The organism is Hylemonella gracilis, assembly GCF_004328645.1.
GTDB classification, from domain to species: Bacteria; Pseudomonadota; Gammaproteobacteria; order Burkholderiales; family Burkholderiaceae_C; genus Hylemonella; species Hylemonella gracilis_B.
In genome coordinates this window covers 1,758,775-1,780,819 of sequence record NZ_CP031395.1, presented here as the reverse complement: position 1 = coordinate 1,780,819, position 22,045 = coordinate 1,758,775, and the positions used below count along the sequence as shown (strand labels likewise).

Genomic DNA, 22,045 nt, shown 5'->3' with positions numbered 1-22,045 from the left:
AGAAAGGTCCCCTATGAGCGCATCCTCCCCGAACCTCACGCCCGCGGACGCCGCGGAAGCCGCCCGCCGGATGGAACAGATGCTGTACGAGGTCAAGCGCGTCGTCGTCGGACAGGACCGCTTTCTGGAACGCGTGATGGTGGCACTGCTGGCCCAGGGCCACCTGCTGGTCGAAGGCGCGCCCGGCTTGGCCAAGACACTGACCGTCAAGACTCTGGCCCAGGTCGTGCAAGGCCAGTTCAGGCGCATCCAGTTCACGCCTGACTTGGTGCCCGCCGATCTGGTCGGCACGCGCATCTACAACCAGAAGACGGGCGAGTTCGGCACGGTGCTGGGCCCGATCTTCGCCAATCTTCTGTTGGCGGATGAAATCAACCGCGCGCCCGCCAAGGTGCAGAGCGCCCTGCTCGAAGCCATGCAGGAGCGGCAAGTAACCATCGCGGGTGAAAGCCACCGCCTGCCTTCGCCCTATGTGGTCATGGCCACGCAGAACCCCATCGAAACCGAAGGGACCTACCCTCTGCCCGAGGCACAGGTCGACCGCTTCATGTTCAAGGTGCTGGTCGACTACCCCAGCGAGGAAGAGGAGTTCGTGATCGTCCAGCGCGTCACTGGCGCGGTTTCAGGCGAAGCGCCCGCGCAGGCCACCGCCGTCGCCGACACGGCGCAACTGGCCAGGCTGCAGGCCTGGTGTCGCGGGGTCTATGTCGATCCGGTGCTGGTGCAGTACGCCGTCCGCCTGGTCGCCGCGACGCGGGAGCCGAAACGCGCAGGCCTGCCGGAACTTGAACCCCTTCTGAGCTTTGGTGCCAGTCCACGCGCCACCTTGAGCCTGGTCGAGGGCGCGCGCGCCCTGGCCCTGCTGCGCGGCCGCAACTACGCGCTGCCCGAGGACTTCGGTGACCTCGCTGCCGACGTGTTGCGCCACCGCCTCGTGCTGTCTTATGAAGCCCTGACCGAAGGACTGGACAGTGACGCGCTGATCGGACAAATCATGGCGCGCGTGCCGTTGCCCGCCAAGGCCGCGGCGCATGACAAAGCCGCTTGAATCATGCAGACGCACAAAACGGCCGAACACACCCTCCAGCGGCTGGAGTGGACGGTGCTACGCCGCCTCGATGGGTTGCTGCAGGGCGATCACCGCACCTTGCTGCGTGGCATGGGCCTGGACTTGGCGGATCTGCGCGAGTACCAGGATGGCGACGATGTGCGTCACATCGACTGGAACGTCACGGCGCGCCTGCAACACCCTCATGTGCGCGTGTATACCGAGGATCGCGAACTCAGCGCCTGGTTCCTGATCGATCTCAGTGCCTCGCTCGACTTCGGTTCAGGCCGACGCCCCAAACGCGCGCAGCTGGTGGATTTCGTCACCGTCCTGGCACGCCTGCTCACGCGCCACGGCAACCGTGTCGGTGCCCTGCTCTATGACCGGGGCGTGCGCGCCATCCTGCCACCCGGCGCCAGTCGCCTGCATGTGCTGCGACTGCTGCATCTGCTGCAAGGACCGGTGGCCGCGCCCGGGCGGGAGGACTCCGGCACCACGCGCCTGCAAGACCTGGTGAACGCGGCCAGCCACCTGCTGCGCCGCCGCAGCACGGTCTTCCTGCTCTCGGACTTCATCAGCGAACCCGGCTGGGAACGCCCCTGTGCACATCTGGCCAGCCGTCATGACATGGTGGCCGTGCGCCTCTACGACCCGCTCGAGCAGCAGTTGCCTGATCTGGGCCTGCTGCCCCTGCGGGATGCCGAGACCGGCGAAGTGCTGCTGGTGGACACGCAAGACCCGGTGTTCCGGAAGCGGTTCGCTCACCTGGCCGCGCAGCGCGAGGCAGCCTTGCGCGACACACTCACGCGCATTGGCAGCGATCAACTGGAACTCGCGGCGGACGAAGACCTGCTGCCCGCGCTGCTGCGTTTTGCCAGGTTGCGCGCCGGACGTGCCCGCAGCGGCGCGGCGCGGGCCGGAACACCTGCGCAACGGCCTCGGGGACTGCACCTGGTCGAGAAGGAGGTCGCATGAGTTTCCTTTGGCCCACGCTGCTGCTGTCGCTGCTGTTGCTGCCCCTGCTGGTCGGCCTTTATGTCTGGCTGTGGCGGCGCAAGCGCCGACAGGTGCTGACCTACGCCAGCCTGACGCTGATCAAGCAGGCCATGACGCCGCAGCGCCCATGGCGACGGCACCTGCCCCCGGCCTTGCTGCTGCTGGCCCTGATCGCGCTGCTGCTGGCCGCCGCGCGTCCGCTGGCCCGGATCGCCTTGCCCACGCAGCAGGAGACCATCATGCTGGCCATCGACGTGTCCGGCAGCATGCGCGCCACCGACGTCGAACCCAGCCGACTGGAGGCGGCACAGGCTGCGGCCCGAGCCTTCCTGGTCGACCTGCCGCGCCACGTGAAGGTCGGCATCGTCGCTTTCGCGGGCTCGGCGCAGATCGCGCAGCTGCCCACGACCAACCACGAGGACCTGAACGCGGCCATCGACCGCTTTCAATTGCAGCGCGGCACGGCCATCGGCAACGGCATCGTGCTCTCGCTGGCCGCCATCTTTCCCGAGGCGGGCATCGACCTGGGACAGCTCGCCTACGGCCGCCCCGGACAGCCGCGCGGCCAATCGCTGGACACCCCGCCCCCAAGACCGCTGGCCGCGCCCGTGGCACCGGGTTCCTATGATTCGGCTGCCGTCATCCTGCTCACCGACGGCCAGCGCACCACGGGCATTGACCCGCTGGAAGCGGCCAAGCTGGCAGCCGACCGGGGGGTGCGGATCTACACCGTGGGCGTGGGCACGGTCGAAGGCGTGACGGTCGGTTTCGAGGGCTGGTCCATGCACGCGCGCCTGGACGAGGAGTCACTCAAGAGCATCGCGCAGCAAACGCGCGGGGAGTATTTCCACGCGGCCTCGGCCGATGCGTTGACGCAGGTCTACGAGACGCTGAGTTCGCGCCTGACGCTCGAAAAGAAGGAAACCGAAATCACCGCGCTGCTGGCCCTGTTGGGTGCCTTGCTGGTGATGGCCAGCGCCACGCTGTCGATGCTCTGGTTCCACCGCGTGGCCTGACACCGGGCGGAACGCGGACAAAACGCCGATTCGCGCCCCCGATCCGTTCGCCCGATCGGCGCGCTTCAGCTTCAGTCAGATCAACGCGAGGTCACGGGTGACTGCTGATCGACCTCGACCATCCAGAGCAGGGCCGCGCCGACGCCGTTGCCCGCCCAGTCCGGTTCTTCGCGCTGGATCTCGGCCAGCATGACCGGGTCCCGCCGTGTCAGCAGGCGCAGCAGGCGGGCACGTTCCTCGGTGGTCAGTTCGGGGACCACGCGCGCGCAGGCCTGCGCTTTCATGTGCGCGCGGATGGCCGGCGTCGCGGTTTCGTAGATTTCCCGGGCCAGCGCGTCCACCGTCACGGAAAAAACCGGGAACGGTGAGGCCTGAACCACCGCATCATGTAGGTGCATGTTCATACGCTCTCCATCGCGGCCATGACGCCCGGACGCGAGGTCACACCTGGGGAGGCCACTCATGGCCAATGATGAAACGGCGACGTAGCGTCCCGATGCCTCGAATGCAAACCTGGGTAAAGCCAGCGTAAAACTGGCCTACCCTGCGGAGTTCGATCTCAGGCCACCAGCAAGCCCTGGTCCAGACGCAAGGTCCGCTGGCAGCGCACCGCCAGCGTCTCATCGTGCGTGACGACGATGAAGGCCATGCCCTGTTCGCGCGCCAGGCGCAACATCAACTCGAACACCCCCTCGGCCGTGCCGCGATCCAGGTTGCCCGTGGGCTCGTCCGCCAACACACAGGCGGGGCGCGTGACCAGCGCCCGCGCGATCGCCACGCGCTGGCGCTCGCCGCCCGACAGTTCGGCGGGACGGTGATGCAGGCGCTCGCCCAAACCCACGGCTTCCAGCACGCGCGCGGCCTGCAGTGCCGCCTCGGCGCGCGGCAAGCGGCGGATCCACAGCGGCATGGCCACATTGTCCTGAGCGCTGAATTCGGGCAGCAGGTGATGAAACTGGTAGACAAATCCCAGGTGTTGGTTGCGCAACTGCCCCTGCACCGTGGCGGAGAGCGCGGAAAAATCCTGCCCCATCAAGTGCACCTGCCCGGCGCTGGGTGCATCGAGCCCGCCCAGCAGATGCAGCAGCGTGCTCTTGCCCGAACCCGAGGCACCGACCACGGCAAGGATTTCGCCTGCGTGCACCTGCAGGTCCACGCCGCGCAGCACGGTCACGTCGAGCCGGCCTTCGGTGTAGCGCTTCTGCAGGCCCTGTGCCTGCAAGACAACGGCTCCATCGGGTGATGACGAGGACGACAGGTTGCCGAGCGAGGAAGTCGTCATGGATTCATTCATAACGCAGCGCCTCCGCAGGATTCACACGGCTGGCGCGCCAGCTCGGGTAGAGCGTGGCCGCGAAAGCCAGCACCAGGGAAATCAAGGCGATGGGCACGATGTCGCTGGCCAGCGGCTCGCTGGGCATGCGACTGATCAGGTAGATGTCCTGCGGCAGGAAGCTGGCGTGCAGCAGGCGCTCAAGCGCGGGCACCAGCACGTCGATGTTGAACGCCACGCCCAGGCCCAGGGCCAGTCCCGCCAGCGTGCCGATCACGCCCACCAGCGAGCCCTGCACCACGAACACGCCCATGATGCTGGCCGGACTCGCGCCCAGCGTGCGCAGGATGGCGATGTCGGCGCGCTTGTCGGTCACCGTCATCACCAGGGTCGAGACCAGGTTGAAGGCGGCCACCGCGACGATGAGCGTGAGGATAATGAACATCATGCGCTTTTCGAGTTGCACGGCAGCGAACCAGGTGCGGTTCTGCTGCGTCCAGTCGCGCACAACCACGTCCTGGTTCTGTTCCCGCGCCAGCGCGACGACGAGATCCGAAGCCACCTCCCGCGCCTGGTGCAGATCCTTGAGCTTGACCCGGATGCCGGTGGCACCTTCCAACCGAAAGATGCGTGCCGCGTCCGCCACGTGCATCAGCGCGAGGCCCGAGTCGTATTCGTAGTGACCGGAGTTGAACAAGCCCACCACCCTCATCTGTTTCATGCGCGGCAGCACGCCGGCGGGCGTCACTTGGCCGCTGGGCGCGATCAGGGTCACCGGGTCGCCCACGCGCACACCGAGTTGGCGTGCCAGTTCGCGCCCCAGCACGATGCCGAACTCGCCGGGCACCAATCGCTCCAGCACGCGCGCGTTGCCCGCATCGCCTTGCAGGCCCGCGGCGAGGTCGGTCACCTGGCCTTCCAGGTCGGGCACGATGCCGCGCAGGACGGCCCCCTTCATGTCTTCGCCTCGCGCCAGCAGGGCTTGCGCGGCGATGAAGGGCGCCGCACCGACGACTTCGGGGTGCTGGCGCACCAGCGCCAGGGTGCGCCCGGCATCCGGCAGGGCCATCCCGTCGGCGGAATAGATTTCGATGTGCGAGACCACGCCCAGCATGCGGTCACGCACCTCTTTCTGGAAGCCGTTCATCACGGACAGCACGATGATGAGCGCGGCCACCCCGAGCGCGATGCCCAGCATGGACACGCCTGAAATGAAAGAGATGAAGCCGTTTCGCCGTGTCGCCCGGCCCGCGCGCGTGTAGCGCCAGCCCAGGCTCAGTTCATAAGGCCATTCCATGCAGGTCCCGTCTGTTCTTTTCCGGATTGCTCGAAGCGGTGGGACTGTACAGGACAATCCGCCCATGTCTTTTTCGCACCTCCTGATTCCCCATGCCCTGGTGGACGACGCCGTAGCGGCGCCCGCGGCGCGGGCGGCACTGCAGGCCACCTTCAAGGACGCCGCGCCCTCGCGCGCCCGTGGACGCTGGCTGCCTTGGCTGCAAGACCAACTGGGCGAGGCCCCGCCGCGCACACGGCGCCTGGACGCGCAGGGCGCGGTCAGCGCGCACGAGGTGATCCTGGCCCAAGCCCAAGGCCTGGACCCGCAAGCCCCACCCTGGGCCGCGCTGCGCGCGCACACCTTGCGCCTGCCTGACGCAGGCACCACGGCCTGGGCCTTCCTGACACCCGCGCACTGGGTTCTGCCTCAAGGTGTCGGCCAGACCCAGGTGCGCTTGAGCGACCCCAGCCAGTTGCAGCTGGACGAGGCCGAAGCCCGGGCCTTCTGCGTCGCCATGCAACCGTATTTCGCCGAGGACGGACTGACCCTGCACCTGGACCGCCCCGGGCAGTGGCTGGTCTGTGGCGAAGCGCTACGCGGTCTGCGCAGCCCCGCGCCCGGACGCGTGCTGGCACTGGGCGGTGACGTAGCACCTTGGCTGCCGTCCTCGTCCCCCGGCGCACCGCTGTTGCGTCGCCTGCAAAATGAAATGCAAATGCTGCTCTATACCCACGCCGCCAACGATGCACGCGAGGCACGTGGCCTGCCATCCGTCAACTCTTTCTGGCTGCACGGTTGCGGCGCCCTGGCCACCGCCCCCGAACCACAAGCACCATGGATCGTCCTGGACAGCCTGAGCGGCCCGGCGCTGCATGGCCATGCCCACGGCGACTGGCGGGCCTGGGCCGAAGCCTGGCGAGAGCTGGATGCGCAGCTGGCCGCTCGGATGGCCGTGCGGATGGACAAGCAAGAGGGTGCCCCGACGGACCCGGCCCAAACGCCGACCCGTCTTGTGCTCTGCGGCCTCGACACCCTGGTGACCTCGGAGCGCTCGGCACCCGCCGCCGGCGCTTGGTGGCATCGCTTGCGCCAGCGCGTGCGCCGAGGCGTTCAGAATCAGGCCCTCGCCGAATTGCTGGTTCCCGCATGAAGATCGTCACCCGCGATGTCCCGCCGCGCGCCGCCTGGGTACTCGAACAGGCCGGTGTGCACCCGTTGCTGGCCCGTCTGTATGCCGCCCGTGGCGTGCGCGGAACCGAGGAACTGGACGACGCGCTCGCGCGCTTGCTGCCGCCCGTCACGCTCAAGGGCGCGGCCGAAGCCGCCACACTGCTGGCCGATGCGATCGCCGCCGGTCAACGCTTGTGCATCGTGGCCGACTACGACTGCGATGGCGCCACCGCCTGCGCCGTAGGCATCCGCGGCCTGCGCATGCTGGGCGCGCAGCACGTGCACTACCTCGTGCCCGACCGGGTGGTGGACGGCTATGGCCTCACGCCGCCCATCAGTCAGCGGGTGAAGGACAAGGGCACCGACCTGCTCATCACCGTGGACAACGGCATCGCCAGCGTCGAGGGTGTGGCGCTGGCGCGCGAACTCGGCATGCGGGTGTTGGTGACCGACCACCACCTGCCCGGAACCGAACTGCCACGGGCGGACGTCATCGTGAACCCCAATCAGCCCGGCGATGCCTTCGAGAGCAAGTCATTGGCGGGCGTGGGCGTGATGTTCTACGTCCTGCTGGCGCTGCGCGCGGAGCTGCGCGCGCGCGGCGCGTTTGAGGCATCGAGCACCGTGCAGGGCCACCCCGCGCCAGCGAGCACCCCTTCGGGCGGCGCAGCACACGGCGTGACAAGCGCCGGAGCCAAGAATGCCCAGCCGAAACTCGACTCATTGCTGCCCTTGGTCGCGCTCGGCACCGTGGCCGACGTGGTGAAGCTGGACGCGAACAACCGGCGCCTGGTCGCGCAAGGCCTGCAGCGTATCCGCAAAGGCCATATGCCCGAAGGGCTGCGTGCTCTGTTCGAGGTGGCGTCTCGCAAACCGGCCCAGGCCAGCGCCTTTGATTTCGGCTTCGCCCTCGGGCCACGCATCAACGCCGCAGGGCGACTGGCCGACATGACATTGGGCATCGAACTGCTGCTGACCGACGACGCCAGCCGCGCCGACGAACTGGCGCGGATGCTCGACGGCATCAACCGCGAGCGGCGCGAGATCGAAGGAGAAATGCGAGCGCAGGCGCTGGAGATCGTCGAACAGCTCCACGATCCAGAGGAAGAATTGCCGAGCGCACTCTGCGTCTTCGACCCGGATTTCCACGAAGGCGTGGTCGGCATCGTCGCCGCGCGGCTCAAGGACAAGCTGCACCGCCCCAGCTTCGTCTTCGCCGCCAGCCGGGCACCGGGACACGAAGGCGAGCTCAAAGGGTCGGGCCGCTCCATCCCCGGGTTTCACCTGCGCGACGCGCTGGACCTGGTCTCCAAGCGCCATCCGGACGTGCTGCTGCGCTTTGGTGGTCACGCGATGGCGGCGGGCTGCACCATCGCCGAGGTCCATTTCGAGGTGTTCAAGCAGGCACTGAACGAGGTGGCGCGGGAATGGCTGGATGCCGCCACCCTCACACGCCGCATCGAGACGGATGGCGCCCTGCCTCCGGAGTACCGCCGCACGGACGTGGTGGACACGCTCGCCCGAGAAGTCTGGGGCCAGGGCTTCGCCCCACCCACCTTCAGCGAGGAAGTGGAAGTGCTGTCCCAGCGCCTGGTGGGCGAGAAGCACCTGGCGCTCAAGCTGCGGCACCAAGGCCAGGCGGTGGACGGCATCTGGTTTGGCCGCGCGGAACCGCTCCCCCCCAGCCAAAGCCGGGTCAAGCTGGCGTTTCGCCTGGAAGCCGATGAATGGCAAGGCGTGCGCCGGCTGCGCTTCCTGGTCGAGGGCGCCGAGCTCTAACCTTCCCTGTCCCCGGGGTCGGCAGCCCCGTCCTGAGAAGTCACCCGCCAGGGTATGCCCTTCCCCCATTGCTGGGATGGACCCCGCCCCTGTTTCAAATTTAGAGTTTCCGGATTTGCTTGTTACCCGGCCTCCCATGAACATCCGCCAACCCATCCACCTGATGGGGGAGATTCCCCGCCCGGCGACCAGCGCGCCGGCGGGCACCGCGTCCGATTTCGTGGACATGCCGCCCCGCCAGGCGACGCGCACGACTTCGAAACGTCCGACGGACCGGGCGCGCGCGCACTGGCTGGTGCGCATGAACTACGCCAACCGCTTTTTCGTCTGCGCGCTGCTGGGCCTGCCCCTGGGCGCGCACCTGGCGGACATCCATGCGCCCCTCTGGCTCTGGGCCCTGTTGATCGGGCAGTTTTACGTCTACCCGCACCTGCTTTACTGGCGCGCGCGGAGCGCGCGCGACCAATTGCGCGCCGAGATGCCGCACCTGCTGCTGGACTGCGCGGCCAGCGGTGCCTGGGCTGCAGCACTGGGTTTCCCGACCTGGCTCAGCTTCGTGCTGTTTGCATGCAACAACATCAATTTCGTCGCCTTCTACGGCGGCCGCGCGGGCCTGCCGCGGCTGGTGGCCACCATGGGCCTGGGCGCCGCGGTCGTATGGTTCAGCGGTCTGCACTATCCGCTGAACCCGGACACCGGCGCTGCCGCCACGGTGCTGTCGATGGTGACACTCACGCTCTACCTGGTCGCCTTCGGGCACACCGGCCATCAGCGCGCCCTGGCCTGGCGCAAGAGCAATCTGAAGCTGCGCGAGCAATACCAGAAGATCAACGCCCTGCAAGCCCGCCTTCGGGAGCAGGCCGTGCGCGACCCGCTCACCGGCCTGTACAACCGGCGCTACCTGGGCGAGGTGCTCGAACCTGAACTGGCGCGCTGCCGCGCCGCGCGTTCGTCGCTGGCGCTGCTGCTGATCGACGTCGACCATTTCAAGTGCATCAACGACGCCAGGGGCCATGCGGTCGGCGACATGGTGCTGCAGAGCCTGGCGCAGCTCATGCTGCGCCATGTGCGCGCGCAGGACATGGTGTTCCGCTACGGCGGCGAGGAGTTTCTGCTGCTGTTGCCGGACATCACGCTGGAAACCGCGGTCCAGCGCGCCGAGGCTCTGCGCACGGCCTTCGGCCAGACGCCCCTGCGTGTCAGCGGCAGCGACGCGGCGCCCCTGACCGTCACCTTGTCCTGCGGGGTCGCGGCCTTCCCACTGCACGACGATCAGGGCGAGGCGCTGATCAGTTGCGCGGACCAGGCGCTGTACGCGGCGAAACGCCAGGGCCGCAACCGGACCCAAGTCTGGCCGCCGTCAGCCCATGCCGTGGCGGGGTGACTGAAGGTCGCCTCAGAACAGCCCCCAGCCGTCCTTGTCGTCCACTTTGTCGGCAGCGCTGTTGCCCAGTTGTCGGGTAGCCGCCGCAGGCGCACGGACGACCGTCGCGGGTGCGGCGACGGGCCTCGGCCTGGATGCCGCAGGCGCGGCGGCCCGAACTGGCGGCGGCGAGACCGGCGCTGAGGCCAAGGCTTGCTGCTGGACCTTGAACACCGCGATCACCTCCGACAGGCGACGGGCCTGGTCACGCAGGGAGGACGCCGCAGCGCCGGACTCCTCGACCAGGGCCGCGTTCTGCTGGGTAACCTGGTCCAGATTCGTCACCGCCTGATTCACCTGTTTGATGCCGTCGCGCTGCTCGGCGGCGGCGGCGGTGATTTCGCCGATCAGGTCCGACACGCGCTTCACGCCCGAGACGATCTCCTCCATGCTCTTGCCGGCCTGGGCCACCTGGATCGAACCCATCTGCACCGCGTCCACCGAGTTGCCGATCAGGCCCTTGATCTCCTTGGCGGCTTCCGCGCTGCGCCCCGCCAGGCTGCGCACTTCGCCCGCCACCACCGCGAAGCCGCGGCCCTGCTCGCCCGCGCGCGCCGCCTCCACCGCCGCATTCAGCGCGAGGATGTTGGTCTGGAAGGCGATGCCGTCGATCACGCCGATGATGTCGTTGATCTTGGTAGACGCATCGGTGATCAGCTTCATGCTTTCGATCACCTGCTGCACCACGTCACCACCGTCACGGGCCGATTGCGCGGCCTTGGCCGCCAACTGATTGGCCTGGGTGGCGGTGTCGGCCGATTGCCCCACGGTTGAGGTGAACTCCTCCAGGCTGGCGGCGGTCTGTTCCAGATTGGCCGCCATCTGTTCGGTGCGGGCTGAGAGGTCGGTGTTGCCACTGGCAATCTCGCCCGAGGCCGCGCTGACGGACTCGACGCTGGAACGCACCTCGGAGATCACGCCGCGCAGGCGCTCAGCCATCGAGGCCGTGGCGCGCAGCAGGGCGCCGAATTCGTCAGTGCGCCGGACAATGACCGTGACGGTCAGGTCCCCGCTGGCGATCGCCTCCGTCACCTTGACCGCGTGGGCTAGCGGTTTGGTGATGGCGCTGATCAGATACATGGCGAGCAGGATGCCGAGGATGAAGATCACCGTTGCGCATGCGAAGGCAATGACAAGCAGCCGCGTCTGCGCGGCATCCGCTTCGGCCACGGCGTTATCGCGGTTCTTCTCCTGGATTTCAACGAATTTATTGATCGCACCGATGTAGACCGCCGCGCGCGGCTTGTATTCCTTCTCCACGAAAGCCTGCCTTGCGGCGAGGTCGGCCCCTTGGGTGATCATTTCGTTGATCTTCGGTGTCTGCCCACGGACTTCGGCGCGCGCCGCGGCGATGGCGTCCAACGCCGCCTTTTCCTCGGGCGTGTCAACCTCCTTGTTGATCTTCTCTTGCACGGGGTTCAGGCTGGCGGTGATGGCTGCCACCTTGTCGCTCAGGATCTGCATCAGGGCCAGATCGGAGGACACCATGCGCCCCATGGACATGTCCATGGCACTTTCCGCCCGATCGCGCCAGTGCGTTGCGGTGGTGATGCGCCCCTCGGTCGTGCGGACCTTCGTCAGGGCGGTGTCGGCCAAGTCCTCGAAACGCAGCAGTGTCACCACCGACAGCGTCAGCAGCGACAGCATCAATAGCAGCACGGTTGCCCAAAGCTTGTAGGCCACGCGCAGGTCGTCGAAAAATTTCATGAGCCTTGCTCTCTTGGTTGGAATTTATTGCTTTTCCGGCAGGGATTGATTGCTTCTATGGAGGCCCCACCTCGCGCCGCCATGCCGATAGGGGTGGCGGCATCGGAGCTGGATTTTCATCCCTTTGCCTCTGCCTTCTATGATTTCGACGCGCCGCCTGAAATCTGTAACGCAACCCTGACGCCGGCCGGACGAAGCCGTCGCTCTAGAATCCAGCACATGGCCTCCTATCTGAATGCCGACCTTCATTGCCATTCCGTGGCTTCTGACGGCACCCTTACCCCGGAGGCCCTGGCTCGCCGGGCCAAATTGGCGGGCGTGGAGTTGTGGGCCCTGACCGACCACGACGAGGTCAGCGGCCAGCAACGCGCCCTGGCGGCAGCCCGTTCCGAAGGCCTGCCCTGCCTGACGGGCGTGGAAATCTCCATCACCTTCGCCGGCCAGACCGTGCACATCGTGGGCCTGGGATTCGATGCCACGGATGACCGCCTGGTCGCGGGCCTGCGCCAGACCCGCGGTGGGCGCGGCGAACGGGCCCAGGAAATGAGTGCTCAACTGGCGCAAGCAGGCATCCCGGGTGCCTACGAAGGCGCGCTGAAGTACGTGGGCAATCCGGAACTGATTTCGCGCACGCATTTTGCCCGCTATCTGGTGGAAGCCGGCGTCTGCGCGGACACGAGCGAGGTGTTTCGCCGCTACCTGACGGAAGGCAAGCCGGGCTACATTCCGCACCGCTGGGCCTCGCTGCAAGATGCCGTGGGGTGGATCACCGGCGCCGGTGGCGCGGCGGTCATCGCTCACCCGGGACGCTACAAATTCACGCCCAACGAGGAATACGCGCTATTTTCCGAATTCAAGGAGCACGGCGGCAGGGGGGTCGAAGTCGTGACCGGCAGCCACCTGCCGAGCGAATATGGCAAATACGCCGAGTTGGCACAGGAGTTTGGCTTGGCGGCCTCGCGCGGCAGTGATTTCCACAGCCCCGACGAATCCCGCATCGATCTGGGCGCCCTGCCCTACCTGCCTGGCCAGTTGACCCCGATCTGGGAACTGCTGGCCGAGCGCATCCATCACTGATCCATTCTGTCCATGACCTCTTTTCTTGCCCGCCGCAGCACGGTCGGCGGCATGCTGCTGGCGCTGGGCGCGCTGGCCTGTTTCGCCACGCTCGACACCTCGGCCAAAATCGTCGCCCTCACCCTGCCCGTGTTGCTGGGTCTGTGGTTCCGGTACATTTTCCAGGCCGTGCTGACCACGGTCGTCATGCTGCCGCAACGGGGCCGCGCCATCTTTCATACGCGGCGTCCTGGCCTGCATGTGCTGCGCGGCGCCCTGCTCGCGGTCACCAGTCTGTTGACCTTTCTGAGCGTGAAGTACATGCCCGTGGGGGAATTCACCGCCATCGCCATGATCGCGCCCCTGGTGGTCACGCTGCTGGCCGCCAGCCTGCTGGGCGAGCATGTCTCGCGCCTGCGCTGGACTTTGATTGCGGGCGGTTTCGTCGGCACGCTCATCATCATCCGACCGGGTGGCGAGCTGTTCGGCTGGCACGTGCTGCTGCCCCTGGCCCAGGTTGGCACGCATTCGTCCTTCCAGCTCCTGACCGGCAAAATGGTGCAAACCGAGGATGCCGTGACCATGCACTTCTACACCGGCTGGGTCGGCGCCCTCCTCGCCTCGCTGGCCTTGCCCTTCATCTGGGTCACACCGCAGACCTGGCCTGAATGGAGCGCCCTGGTCTTGATGGGCCTGACGGGCACCATCGGCCACTTCGCGCTCATCCAGGCTTACCGGCGCGCACCCGCGTCCACGCTGATGCCCTTGATGTATGTGCAAATCGCCTTTGCCATGTTCGCCGGCTGGATCGTCTTCGGCCATTTCGCGGACGGCTGGGGCTTGCTGGGCATGCTGCTGATCGCCAGTTGCGGCGCGGCCAGCGCCTGGCTGGCACTGCGGGAAAAACCACCGCAGCGCACCAAGGACTTCCAGAGCAGCGTGCTGCGCGAGCCCATGGAAGTCTGACGCCGCGCCTTCCTCCCTCAGTCTTTTCCAAAGCATGGCCCAGTTTTTCGAACTCCATCCCGAGAACCCGCAGCAGCGACTGCTCAAGCAGGCGGTGACTCTGCTCGCATCGGGTCAGGTGCTGGCCGTGCCCACCGACTCCTGCTACGCCCTGGTCTGCCACCTCGACGACAAGGCCGCCGCCGAGCGCTTGCGCGCGATCCGGCGCATCGACGACAAACATCACCTGACCCTGCTGTGCCGTGACCTCTCGGAACTGGCGAACTACGCACGGGTGGATAACCGCCAGTACCGCCTGCTCAAGGCGGCGACGCCGGGGCCCTGGGCCTTCATCCTGGAAGCCAGCAAGGAAGTGCCGCGCCGCCTGAGCCACCCGGCGCGCAAGACCATCGGACTGCGCGTCCCCGACCACAAGGTGCTACAGGCCTTGCTGATGCTGCATGACGCGCCCCTGCTGGCGACCACGCTGATCCCGGCTGGCGAGACCGAGCCGCTGAACGATGCCGAAGAAATCCGCGCGCGCTACCAGCACGAACTGGCCGCCGTGATCGACACTGGCGCCTGCCCGCAGGAACCGACGACGGTGATCGACCTGACAGGCAATGAACCCGAGGTGCTGCGGATCGGAAGGGGTGATCCGGCGGTGCTGGGGCTGTGAATTTCGTACCGCTCGCTTGTTTGGCGGGCGCTCATGGGTGATGGTTCACCGTTGGCGCGCCCCGCGTGCCTGCCGTCCCAAACCGAAGCCCAACCCGAGACATCACGAAGGACCCGACCCCACAGGACTCTGGCATTGCGGGAATGAGACAATCCCTCCCGTGGATTTCAACAACCTGATTCAAACCGTCCTCATCTACGCCCTGCCCGTGATCTTCGCCATCACGGTGCACGAAGCGGCCCACGGCTACGCGGCCAAACGCTTCGGCGATGACACCGCCTGGATGCTCGGGCGCATGACGTTCAACCCGCTCAAGCACATCGACCCCCTTGGCACGCTGCTGATGCCGGTGCTGATTTACTTCGCAACGTCGGGCGCCTTTCTCTTCGGCTACGCCAAGCCTGTGCCCGTGCGCTTCGACCGCTTGCGCCACCCCAAGCGCGACATGGTCTGGGTCGCCCTGGCCGGACCCGCCGCCAACCTGCTGCAGGCCCTGCTCTGGGCCGTCCTGCTTTTCGTGCTGATCGCGCTGGGCATGAACATGCAGGCGAGTGAACGCTTCTTCCTGGAAATGTGCCGCGCGGGCGTGCTGGTCAATGTGGTGATGTTCGCTTTCAACCTCTTCCCGCTGCCGCCCCTGGACGGCGGCCGGGTGCTGATCGGCCTGTTGCCAAACAAGCAGGCCTACTGGCTGTCGCGCGTCGAACCCTGGGGCTTCTTCATCGTCATGGGCCTGGTCATCCTGGGCGTGGTCAGCACCCTCTGGATGCAGCCCGTGATGCGCCTGACCTACGGCCTGCTGGACCTGCTGCTGACACCCCTCACCTATCTGCTGCGCTAACCCCTGAAGTCCCCCGCGACATGAGCAAAGAAACCTTGCGCGTCCTCACTGGCATCACCACCTCGGGCACGCCCCACCTGGGCAACTACGTCGGCGCCATCCGCCCCACCGTCATCGCCAGCCGCACGGCAGGCATGGAGGGCTTCTACTTCCTGGCCGATTACCACGCCCTCATCAAGACCGGCGGCGACCCGGCCCGCGTGCAGCGCAGCACGCTGGAAATCGCCGCGACCTGGATCGCGGCCGGCCTGGACCCGGAGCGCGTGACCTTCTACCGCCAGAGCGACATCCCCGAGATTCCCGAACTCACCTGGTTCCTCACCTGCGTCTGCGGCAAGGGCCTGCTCAACCGGGCGCACGCCTACAAGGCCGCGGTCGACAAGAACCGCGCCGCCAAAGCGGCGCATCCCGATTCGGCGGGGTTGGCGGAAGACGAAGACGCCGGCGTCTCGGCCGGCCTCTTCATGTACCCGGTGCTGATGGCGGCGGACATCCTGATGTTCAACGCCCACCGCGTGCCCGTGGGGCGTGACCAGATCCAACACATCGAAATGGCGCGCGACATCGCCGCCAGCTTCAACCACCTCTACGGCGAGCACTTCACCCTGCCCGAGGCGCAGATCGAGGAAAGCGTGGCCACGCTGCCCGGCCTGGACGGGCGCAAGATGAGCAAGAGCTACGACAACACCATCCCGCTGTTCACGCCGCGCGATCAGTTGAAGAAGCTCATCGCCGGCATCAAGACCGATTCCCGCGCGCCCGGTGAACCCAAGGACACCGAAGGCTCGGCCCTGTTCCAGATCTACGAAGCCTTCGCCACTTCCGAGGAAACCGCGCAACTAAGACTGGCCTACGCCGAGGGCATCGCCTGGGGCCAGGCCAAGGAACTGCTGTTCGAACGCATCGACCGCGAGATCGCGCCCATGCGCGAGACTTACCAGTCCCTGATCGACCACCCCGAGCGGCTGGAAGAGATGCTGAAGGCCGGCGCGGCCAAGGCCCGCCGCATCGCCACGCCCTTCACGGCCAAGCTGCGGCACGCCGTGGGCCTGCGCGACCTGCGCACGCAAGCCACGGACAAGAAAGACAAGGCGGCCAAGACCGCGCTGCCCAGCTTCAAGCAATACCGCGAAGCCGACGGCCAGTTCTACTTCAAATTCGTCGACGCCCAGGGCCAGCTGCTGCTGCAAAGCGCGGGCTACGCCAGCCCCAAGGACGCGGGCGCAGCCATCAAGGCCTTGCAGACCGACGACGCGGCACTGGCGCCACTGCTCCAACAACTCCCCGTGCCCACCGATGCCCAGGCCGTGCGCGCCGCCCTGCGTCTGCTGCGCGAGGCCGCCGAGGCATAACGACGAAACGAAGAAGACAAGGAAAGCGCTCCGGTCCCGGGGTGCGGCGGAAAAGCCGGTACGGGACTGCTACAATCCGACGCTTCGACACATGCGTCAAAAGCCGGAGAGGTGGCAGAGTGGTCGAATGTACCTGACTCGAAATCAGGCGTAGGCGCAAGCCTACCGTGGGTTCGAATCCCACCCTCTCCGCCAAGTTTTCAACGGGTTGCTGCAGAAATGCCGTAACCCGTTGTGCTTTCTGGCTGTCAGACCGGCTCCCCAGCAGCCACGCCCGTCCGAAGTGAGTGACGTCCGTCTAGCGCGAGGCAGCCTCCCGGGCAGCACATCGACCCTGCCCTTGACGCCTGCATGCAAGCGTGCAAAGGTTCAGAATAAAGCGCACACCCGAGCCCCGCTTCCCGCAGACCTCGAACCCCCGCTGCAGGCCATGCCGTTCCTGACCCCTACGCTGCTCGTGGGCGTTTCCGCCCGCATCTACTACCCCGCCACCCCGGTGCTGGACCTGGGCGGTGTCTGGACCAAGACCTTGCATTACATGGAGCAGTCGGTGGCCCAGATGCTGATGCGCTGCGGCGCTTTGCCCGTGATGGTGCCGGCCGTCGATGAGCGCAGTCTGGTCCGGCCCAGCGAGCTGAATCTTTCACACTACGCCGCGTCGCTCGATGCGCTGGTGCTGCAAGGTGGCAACGATGTGGCTCCGGAGAGTTATGGTGAAACGCCCATCAATGCGCTCTGGCAGGGGGACTTGGTCCGGGACCAGTATGAAATCGCCCTGATCCACGCCTTCGCCCAGGCCGGCAAGCCAGTGTTCGGTATCTGCCGCGGCCTTCAGATCCTGAACGTGGCGTTTGGCGGCACGCTGTGGCAGGACATCAAGACCCAGGTGCCGGACGCCCTGGACCATGTCCGCCGAGACATCTACGACCAGAACGCGCACGAGATCGAACTCCAGGGCAGCACGCGCCTGCAGGCCCTCTACCCCCAGGTGTCGCGCGGCCGGGTCAACAGCATCCATCACCAAGCCATCAAGCAGGTCGCGCCGGGTTTCGTGGTGGAAGCGGTCTGCCCTGAGGACGGCATCGTGGAGGCCATCCGCCGGGAAGGCGAGGCCTACATCGCCGGGGTGCAGTGGCATCCCGAGTTCCACGCGCCCGATGGCAAGACGCATCTCGACGATCAACGCATCGTGATGGATTTTCTGCGGACGGCCCGACGGCTCAAGGCCGCCCACGCCTGACGTTTCTGCGCACGGCGCGCGCACCTGGGCTCTCCTCCCCCAGGGAATCAGAACACGCCCCACTCCCCGTCATCGTCCTTGCTGTTCGCCGACACCGCCGCCGGCTTGGGCTTGGAGGCCGTGGCCAGGGTGGATGTCAAGCGGGGAGGCACGGCGGCGGGGCGCGGCGACACAGGCTTAGGCTGCGCTGCCAAAGCGGGAGCCGACGCAAGCACCGGGGCGGGGACCGAAGGCCGAGGCCCGATCTGCGCCGCCACCGGAAGCCCGGCCCCCACGTTAAACACCGCCACCACCTGCGCCAAGCGCAGGGCCTGGTCCCGCAGGCCAGTAGCCGCAGCGGCCGATTCTTCCACCAGGGACGCGTTCTGCTGCGTCATCTGGTCCAGGTTGGTGATGGCCTGGTTGACCTGGTTGATGCCATCCCGCTGCTCATCGGCTGCGCTGGTGATCTCGCCGATCAGGTCCGACACCCGCTTCACGTTGGTCACGATTTCGTCCATGGCCGCTCCGGCTTGCTGGACTTGTGTCGAACCCGTCGCAACGGTCGCCACCGAGGCCCCGATCAAGGACTTGATTTCCTTGGCAGCGTCCGCGCTGCGGCCCGCCAGGGAGCGCACCTCGCTGGCCACCACCGCGAAACCGCGGCCTTGCTCGCCCGCGCGCGCGGCTTCCACCGCCGCGTTCAGCGCCAGGATGTTGGTCTGGAAGGCAATGCCATCGATCACGCTGATGATGTCGTTGATCTTCTTCGACGATGCGCTGATCTGCTGCATGCTCTGGACCACCTGGCCCATGACCTCGCCACCGCGCGCGGCCGAACTGGCCGCCGAAGTCACCAGTTGGTTGGCCTGGCGCGCCGTGTCGGTGGACTGGGCCACGGTGCTGGTCAGCTGCTCGATGCTGGCGGCGGTTTCCTCCAGGTTGGCAGCGGTCTGCTCGGTACGCGCGGAAAGATCCTGGTTGCCGCTGGCAATCTCGTCCGAGGCGTTGGATACCGACTCCACGCCGGTGCGCACCTTGGACACCAATTGGCGCAAACGTTCGTTCATGTCGGCCAAAGCCTGAAGCAGCAGGCCAAACTCGTCCTTGCGACGGGTCTTGAGGGTCTGGGTCAGATCGCCCTCGGCGATGGCCTGCGCAACGCTGACCGCGCTGTCCAGGGGCTTGGTGATGGACAGCACCAGCCAGCGGATCAGCCCGACGCTCAACGCCAGCACCACCAGCACGCCCACGCCACTCATCACGAGCAGGCTGCGATGTTGCGCCACCATCTCCGCGCGGGCCTCATCGCGCTGAGCCTCCTGCTCGGTGATGTACTTGCCGATGGTCGCCAGATAGATGCTCTGAGTCGGACGGTACTGGCTTTCGACGAAGGCCAGCAGACCAGCCTGGTCCTGCGCTTCCTCGAATTTCTTCATCTGGTCACGGTTGGCGAGCACGGTGACACGCAACTTGCCGATTTCCGCCAGCACCGCCTTGTCACGGTCGGAGCGCGCGGTCTTCGAAATTTGCTCCTGAACCGGCGAAATGCGCTTGCTGAGCTCGAGGGAGCGAGCCTCGAAGTCGGCGCGCAGGGCGGCATCGGTCACCTTGGCGCGGCTCAAAGTCATGGCCGTCGCCAGCTCGGCCAGACCCTGCCAGCGCACGGCGGTCGTGATGGACGATTCGTAATGCGCGACCAGCTCGGACGCCCGATCGGTGGCGGAACGCACCATCACCTGACCCCAGATGCCGACCACCAGAATCAAGGTCAGCAGGCCCATGATGACCAGCCAGAGCTTCTGGGCCACGCGCAAATTGTTGATATTCATTCAGCTACCCCTAGCCCGAGGATGGGCGCGTCAACAGACTCCATCGCAGGGCGATGGGCTTCACAAAGTGACACCTGGGGGAAAGGAGCGCAAGAACCGAATGCCGACGACTCGGCTCCGAGACAGCGGCCCCACGATCCTGGTCGCCCGCTGGCAATGGGCGACTTTAGACTGGAAGCTTTGCGACCCCGGCTTTCGCTCGGGTGTGCCTTTGTGTGATTCGCATTCTAGTATGCGCACGGGCTTGACATCATGTCGCGCCCGCGGAGCGACGCTACCGTTGTCTACTTCACCCGTTTGAGTGCGGGCCGCCCCCCCGCGGGAGGCGTCGTGGGCCGGGGCGGCTCAGGGTCCGCGTCCTCACCCTGACCGACGTCGGAATCGGGCGCCAAGCTCAGGATGGCGCCACCTCCAGCCGTCGTGGCTTGGTCCGTCGGCGCGGAAGCAAGGCCCTCGTCAGCGTCTTCCTCCACCTCGTCATCGGGCGCGGACTCCAGCGGAAAAGCCATGCCCTGGCCATTCTCACGGGCGTAGATGGCCATGACCTGCCGGATGGGCACCAGAATATCGCGCCCCACGCCAGCAAAGCGGGCCTTGAACTCGATGTACTCGTTGCCGATCTGCAGGGCGCTGGTGGCGTCCATGCTGATGTTGAGCACGATTTCACCGTCCTTGACGTACTCACGCGGCACGCGCACGGTGTCATCGACCCGCACCGCCACGTAGGGCGTCAGGCCATTGTCAGCGCACCATTCGTAAAGGGCGCGGATCAGATAAGGACGGGTGGACGTGGTTTCTGCCATACGCGAATTCAGCCGCCGCTGGGTCGACCCAAGGCGACTGAAGCCCCGAGCCCAGGCAATGCGCTAGACAAGCCTGCGTCCGGGTTCAGCACCGCACACGAAGTGGCCAGCGTGGAAGCCATTATTACTTGCGCATCACCTTCTCGGAGGGTGTGAGCGCCTCGATGTAAGCGGGGCGCGAGAAGATGCGCTCGGCGTACTTGAGCAGGGGTGCGGCGTTCTTGGACAGGTCAATACCGTAGTAATCCAGGCGCCAGAGCAGCGGCGCGATCGCCACGTCCAGCATGGAGAAGTTGTCGCCCAGCATGTACTTGTTCTTCAGGAACACCGGCGCCAGTTGGGTCAGGCGGTCACGGATGTGGCCACGGGCCTTTTCCAGGGCCTTCTCATTGCTCTTGGAAGCGCGGTTCTCCAGCAGGGCGACGTGGACAAACAGTTCCTTCTCGAAGTTCAACAGGAACAGGCGCACGCGGGCGCGGTCGACCGGATCACCTGGCATGAGCTGCGGGTGGGGGAAACGCTCGTCAATGTACTCATTGATGATGTTGGACTCGTACAGAATCAGGTCCCGCTCGACCAGGATGGGCACCTGGCCGTAGGGATTCATGACATTGATGTCTTCGGGCTTGTTGTAGAGGTCCACATCACGGATTTCGAAATCCATGCCCTTCTCGAACAACACGAAACGGCAGCGGTGGGAGAAGGGGCAGGTCGTGCCCGAATACAGCACCATCATGGGGGTTGGCTCCTGGGGGAAGGGGGAAAAGAAGGAAATTCAGAAACGAAAAGAGTGGGTTGCATTATCGCAAACCCACTCATCAAAAAGCAAATTTCGCACCGTTTTGGTGCGAAATAAGGACAAAAAGCTTACTTGACGTCTTTCCAATACGCCGCGTTCAGACGCCACGCAATAAGGGTGAAAACCAACAGGAAGAGCAGCACCCAGACACCGATGCGCACACGGGTGTTCTGCGCAGGCTCGCCCATCCACTGCAGGAAGTTCACCAAATCGCCGACGGCCTGGTCGTATTGCAACGGTGTCAGGGTGCCGGGCGTGACTTGTTGCCAACCCTTGAACACATGCACCTCATGGCCGTGTTCCTCGTGCGTCTCGTAGACCGGCTTGCGCTGGCCCTGCAACTCCCACAGCACATGCGGCATGGCGACGCTGGGGAAGGCAAGATTGTTCCAGCCCGTCGCCTTGCTGGCGTCGGGGTAGAAAGTGCGCAGGAAGGTGTAGAGGTAGTCCGCGCCGGTCCCGCCGTGGCCCGCACGCGAGCGGGCGATCAGCGTCAGGTCGGGCGGGTTGGCGCCGAACCAGTCCTTGGCCTGCTTCGGATCGATGGCCGACTTCATCAGGTCGCCCACCTTGTCGCTCGTGAACAGCAGATTGTCCTTGATCTGCTCGCTTGTGAAGCCGATGTCCTGCAGGCGGTTGTAGCGCATGAAGGCGGCCGAGTGGCAGTTCAGGCAATAGTTCACGAACAGGCGCGCGCCGTTCTGCAGCGACACCGTGTCACTGGTGTTCACCGGGGCCTTGTCCCAGGCGATGCCGCCTTCGGCAGCCAGAGCACCCGCGCTCAGGGCGAAGAAGGTGGAGAGGGCAAGAATCAGTTTTTTCATGTTG

20 protein-coding genes, 1 tRNA gene and 1 riboswitch are annotated in these 22,045 nt (G+C 66.1%); of the genes, 13 read left to right on the top strand and 8 right to left on the bottom strand.

Annotated features, from left to right (window positions below; translation table 11 throughout):
- The first annotated feature begins 13 nt into the window (after window positions 1-13).
- Genes DW355_RS08430 through DW355_RS08420 form a run of 3 tightly spaced genes read left to right on the top strand, consistent with a single transcriptional unit; the run spans window position 14 to window position 3,060 of the window.
- Entirely contained in the window at window positions 14-1,048 is a 1,035-nt protein-coding gene (locus DW355_RS08430; RefSeq protein WP_131279225.1) for an AAA family ATPase, read from the top strand.
- A 3-nt stretch (window positions 1,049-1,051) separates the two neighbouring features.
- On the top strand, window positions 1,052-2,023 hold the full coding sequence (locus DW355_RS08425; protein ID WP_131279223.1) for a DUF58 domain-containing protein: 972 nt from the start codon (window positions 1,052-1,054) through the stop codon (window positions 2,021-2,023).
- A complete protein-coding gene (locus DW355_RS08420) occupies window positions 2,020-3,060 on the top strand; it encodes a VWA domain-containing protein (protein ID WP_131279221.1) in 1,041 nt (346 codons plus the stop codon). Before DW355_RS08425 ends, DW355_RS08420 begins: the two co-directional genes overlap by 4 nt.
- A gap of 80 nt (window positions 3,061-3,140) precedes the next feature.
- On the opposite strand, the gene DW355_RS08415 is transcribed toward DW355_RS08420, so the two are convergent.
- The 3 genes from DW355_RS08415 to DW355_RS08405 form a co-directional block, all read right to left on the bottom strand.
- Window positions 3,141-3,464, bottom strand: coding sequence for a hypothetical protein (locus tag DW355_RS08415; protein ID WP_131279219.1), 324 nt, complete (start codon window positions 3,462-3,464; stop codon window positions 3,141-3,143).
- Between the two features lie 155 nt (window positions 3,465-3,619).
- The gene (lolD, locus tag DW355_RS08410; protein WP_131279217.1) at window positions 3,620-4,342 is read right to left on the bottom strand and encodes a lipoprotein-releasing ABC transporter ATP-binding protein LolD; all 723 of its coding nucleotides are present in this window, start codon (window positions 4,340-4,342) and stop codon (window positions 3,620-3,622) included.
- Window positions 4,343-4,346: 4 nt separating this feature from the next.
- On the bottom strand, window positions 4,347-5,630 hold the full coding sequence (locus DW355_RS08405; protein ID WP_131279215.1) for a lipoprotein-releasing ABC transporter permease subunit: 1,284 nt from the start codon (window positions 5,628-5,630) through the stop codon (window positions 4,347-4,349).
- A 64-nt stretch (window positions 5,631-5,694) separates the two neighbouring features.
- Here DW355_RS08405 and DW355_RS08400 point away from each other — a divergent pair, with 64 nt between their 5' ends.
- From DW355_RS08400 to DW355_RS08390, 3 genes are all read left to right on the top strand, one after another.
- Entirely contained in the window at window positions 5,695-6,762 is a 1,068-nt protein-coding gene (locus tag DW355_RS08400) for a phosphoglycerate mutase (RefSeq protein WP_131279213.1), read from the top strand.
- On the top strand, window positions 6,759-8,561 hold the full coding sequence (gene recJ / locus DW355_RS08395; protein WP_131279211.1) for a single-stranded-DNA-specific exonuclease RecJ: 1,803 nt from the start codon (window positions 6,759-6,761) through the stop codon (window positions 8,559-8,561). The genes DW355_RS08400 and recJ overlap by 4 nt, the downstream gene beginning before the upstream one ends.
- 136 nt (window positions 8,562-8,697) lie before the next feature.
- Window positions 8,698-9,945, top strand: coding sequence for a sensor domain-containing diguanylate cyclase (locus tag DW355_RS08390; protein WP_242671342.1), 1,248 nt, complete (start codon window positions 8,698-8,700; stop codon window positions 9,943-9,945).
- 12 nt (window positions 9,946-9,957) lie between these two features.
- Here DW355_RS08390 and DW355_RS18370 read toward each other — a convergent pair whose 3' ends face one another.
- The gene (locus tag DW355_RS18370; protein ID WP_131279209.1) at window positions 9,958-11,691 is read right to left on the bottom strand and encodes a methyl-accepting chemotaxis protein; all 1,734 of its coding nucleotides are present in this window, start codon (window positions 11,689-11,691) and stop codon (window positions 9,958-9,960) included.
- A gap of 219 nt (window positions 11,692-11,910) precedes the next feature.
- On the opposite strand from DW355_RS18370, the gene DW355_RS08380 reads away from it, so the two are divergent.
- From DW355_RS08380 to DW355_RS08350, 7 genes are all read left to right on the top strand, one after another.
- Window positions 11,911-12,768, top strand: coding sequence for a 3',5'-nucleoside bisphosphate phosphatase (locus DW355_RS08380; protein WP_131279207.1), 858 nt, complete (start codon window positions 11,911-11,913; stop codon window positions 12,766-12,768).
- 12 nt (window positions 12,769-12,780) lie between these two features.
- Window positions 12,781-13,713 (top strand): DMT family transporter, encoded by a 933-nt coding sequence (locus DW355_RS08375; RefSeq protein ID WP_242671341.1) that lies wholly within the window; start codon window positions 12,781-12,783, stop codon window positions 13,711-13,713.
- Between the two features lie 34 nt (window positions 13,714-13,747).
- Complete coding sequence (locus tag DW355_RS08370) at window positions 13,748-14,371, top strand: L-threonylcarbamoyladenylate synthase (RefSeq protein WP_131279205.1); 624 nt, start codon at window positions 13,748-13,750, stop codon at window positions 14,369-14,371.
- 160 nt (window positions 14,372-14,531) lie between these two features.
- Complete coding sequence (locus DW355_RS08365) at window positions 14,532-15,212, top strand: site-2 protease family protein (RefSeq protein ID WP_131279203.1); 681 nt, start codon at window positions 14,532-14,534, stop codon at window positions 15,210-15,212.
- Between the two features lie 20 nt (window positions 15,213-15,232).
- The gene (locus DW355_RS08360) at window positions 15,233-16,564 is read left to right on the top strand and encodes a tryptophan--tRNA ligase (RefSeq protein WP_131279201.1); all 1,332 of its coding nucleotides are present in this window, start codon (window positions 15,233-15,235) and stop codon (window positions 16,562-16,564) included.
- A 105-nt stretch (window positions 16,565-16,669) separates the two neighbouring features.
- A tRNA-Ser gene (locus DW355_RS08355) sits at window positions 16,670-16,759 on the top strand.
- A 235-nt stretch (window positions 16,760-16,994) separates the two neighbouring features.
- Window positions 16,995-17,804, top strand: a complete 810-nt coding sequence (locus DW355_RS08350) for a gamma-glutamyl-gamma-aminobutyrate hydrolase family protein (protein ID WP_131279199.1) — start codon at window positions 16,995-16,997, stop codon at window positions 17,802-17,804.
- A 47-nt stretch (window positions 17,805-17,851) separates the two neighbouring features.
- Here the strand turns inward: DW355_RS08350 and DW355_RS08345 are convergent, their stop codons facing one another.
- The 4 genes from DW355_RS08345 to DW355_RS08330 form a co-directional block, all read right to left on the bottom strand.
- Window positions 17,852-19,615, bottom strand: coding sequence for a methyl-accepting chemotaxis protein (locus DW355_RS08345; protein WP_131279197.1), 1,764 nt, complete (start codon window positions 19,613-19,615; stop codon window positions 17,852-17,854).
- A 121-nt stretch (window positions 19,616-19,736) separates the two neighbouring features.
- Window positions 19,737-19,835: riboswitch (cyclic di-GMP riboswitch) on the bottom strand.
- Window positions 19,836-19,899: 64 nt separating this feature from the next.
- Window positions 19,900-20,418, bottom strand: a complete 519-nt coding sequence (locus DW355_RS08340) for a ClpXP protease specificity-enhancing factor (protein ID WP_131279195.1) — start codon at window positions 20,416-20,418, stop codon at window positions 19,900-19,902.
- Window positions 20,419-20,542: 124 nt separating this feature from the next.
- On the bottom strand, window positions 20,543-21,154 hold the full coding sequence (locus DW355_RS08335; RefSeq protein ID WP_131279193.1) for a glutathione S-transferase N-terminal domain-containing protein: 612 nt from the start codon (window positions 21,152-21,154) through the stop codon (window positions 20,543-20,545).
- A 131-nt stretch (window positions 21,155-21,285) separates the two neighbouring features.
- Window positions 21,286-22,041, bottom strand: a complete 756-nt coding sequence (locus DW355_RS08330) for a cytochrome c1 (RefSeq protein WP_131279191.1) — start codon at window positions 22,039-22,041, stop codon at window positions 21,286-21,288.
- Window positions 22,042-22,045: the final 4 nt, after the last annotated feature.

Coding starts and splice junctions, on each gene's coding strand:
- lolD (WP_131279217.1), bottom strand. CDS start 4,342: ATGACGACTTCCTCGCTCGGCAACCTGTCGTCCTCGTCATCACCCGAT.
- DW355_RS08345 (WP_131279197.1), bottom strand. CDS start 19,615: ATGAATATCAACAATTTGCGCGTGGCCCAGAAGCTCTGGCTGGTCATC.
- DW355_RS08400 (WP_131279213.1), top strand. CDS start 5,695: ATGTCTTTTTCGCACCTCCTGATTCCCCATGCCCTGGTGGACGACGCC.
- DW355_RS08420 (WP_131279221.1), top strand. CDS start 2,020: ATGAGTTTCCTTTGGCCCACGCTGCTGCTGTCGCTGCTGTTGCTGCCC.
- DW355_RS08425 (WP_131279223.1), top strand. CDS start 1,052: ATGCAGACGCACAAAACGGCCGAACACACCCTCCAGCGGCTGGAGTGG.
- DW355_RS08380 (WP_131279207.1), top strand. CDS start 11,911: ATGGCCTCCTATCTGAATGCCGACCTTCATTGCCATTCCGTGGCTTCT.
- DW355_RS18370 (WP_131279209.1), bottom strand. CDS start 11,691: ATGAAATTTTTCGACGACCTGCGCGTGGCCTACAAGCTTTGGGCAACC.
- DW355_RS08335 (WP_131279193.1), bottom strand. CDS start 21,154: ATGATGGTGCTGTATTCGGGCACGACCTGCCCCTTCTCCCACCGCTGC.
- DW355_RS08360 (WP_131279201.1), top strand. CDS start 15,233: ATGAGCAAAGAAACCTTGCGCGTCCTCACTGGCATCACCACCTCGGGC.
- DW355_RS08330 (WP_131279191.1), bottom strand. CDS start 22,041: ATGAAAAAACTGATTCTTGCCCTCTCCACCTTCTTCGCCCTGAGCGCG.
- DW355_RS08405 (WP_131279215.1), bottom strand. CDS start 5,630: ATGGAATGGCCTTATGAACTGAGCCTGGGCTGGCGCTACACGCGCGCG.
- DW355_RS08340 (WP_131279195.1), bottom strand. CDS start 20,418: ATGGCAGAAACCACGTCCACCCGTCCTTATCTGATCCGCGCCCTTTAC.
- DW355_RS08350 (WP_131279199.1), top strand. CDS start 16,995: ATGCCGTTCCTGACCCCTACGCTGCTCGTGGGCGTTTCCGCCCGCATC.
- DW355_RS08375 (WP_242671341.1), top strand. CDS start 12,781: ATGACCTCTTTTCTTGCCCGCCGCAGCACGGTCGGCGGCATGCTGCTG.
- DW355_RS08370 (WP_131279205.1), top strand. CDS start 13,748: ATGGCCCAGTTTTTCGAACTCCATCCCGAGAACCCGCAGCAGCGACTG.
- recJ (WP_131279211.1), top strand. CDS start 6,759: ATGAAGATCGTCACCCGCGATGTCCCGCCGCGCGCCGCCTGGGTACTC.
- DW355_RS08430 (WP_131279225.1), top strand. CDS start 14: ATGAGCGCATCCTCCCCGAACCTCACGCCCGCGGACGCCGCGGAAGCC.
- DW355_RS08415 (WP_131279219.1), bottom strand. CDS start 3,464: ATGAACATGCACCTACATGATGCGGTGGTTCAGGCCTCACCGTTCCCG.
- DW355_RS08390 (WP_242671342.1), top strand. CDS start 8,698: ATGAACATCCGCCAACCCATCCACCTGATGGGGGAGATTCCCCGCCCG.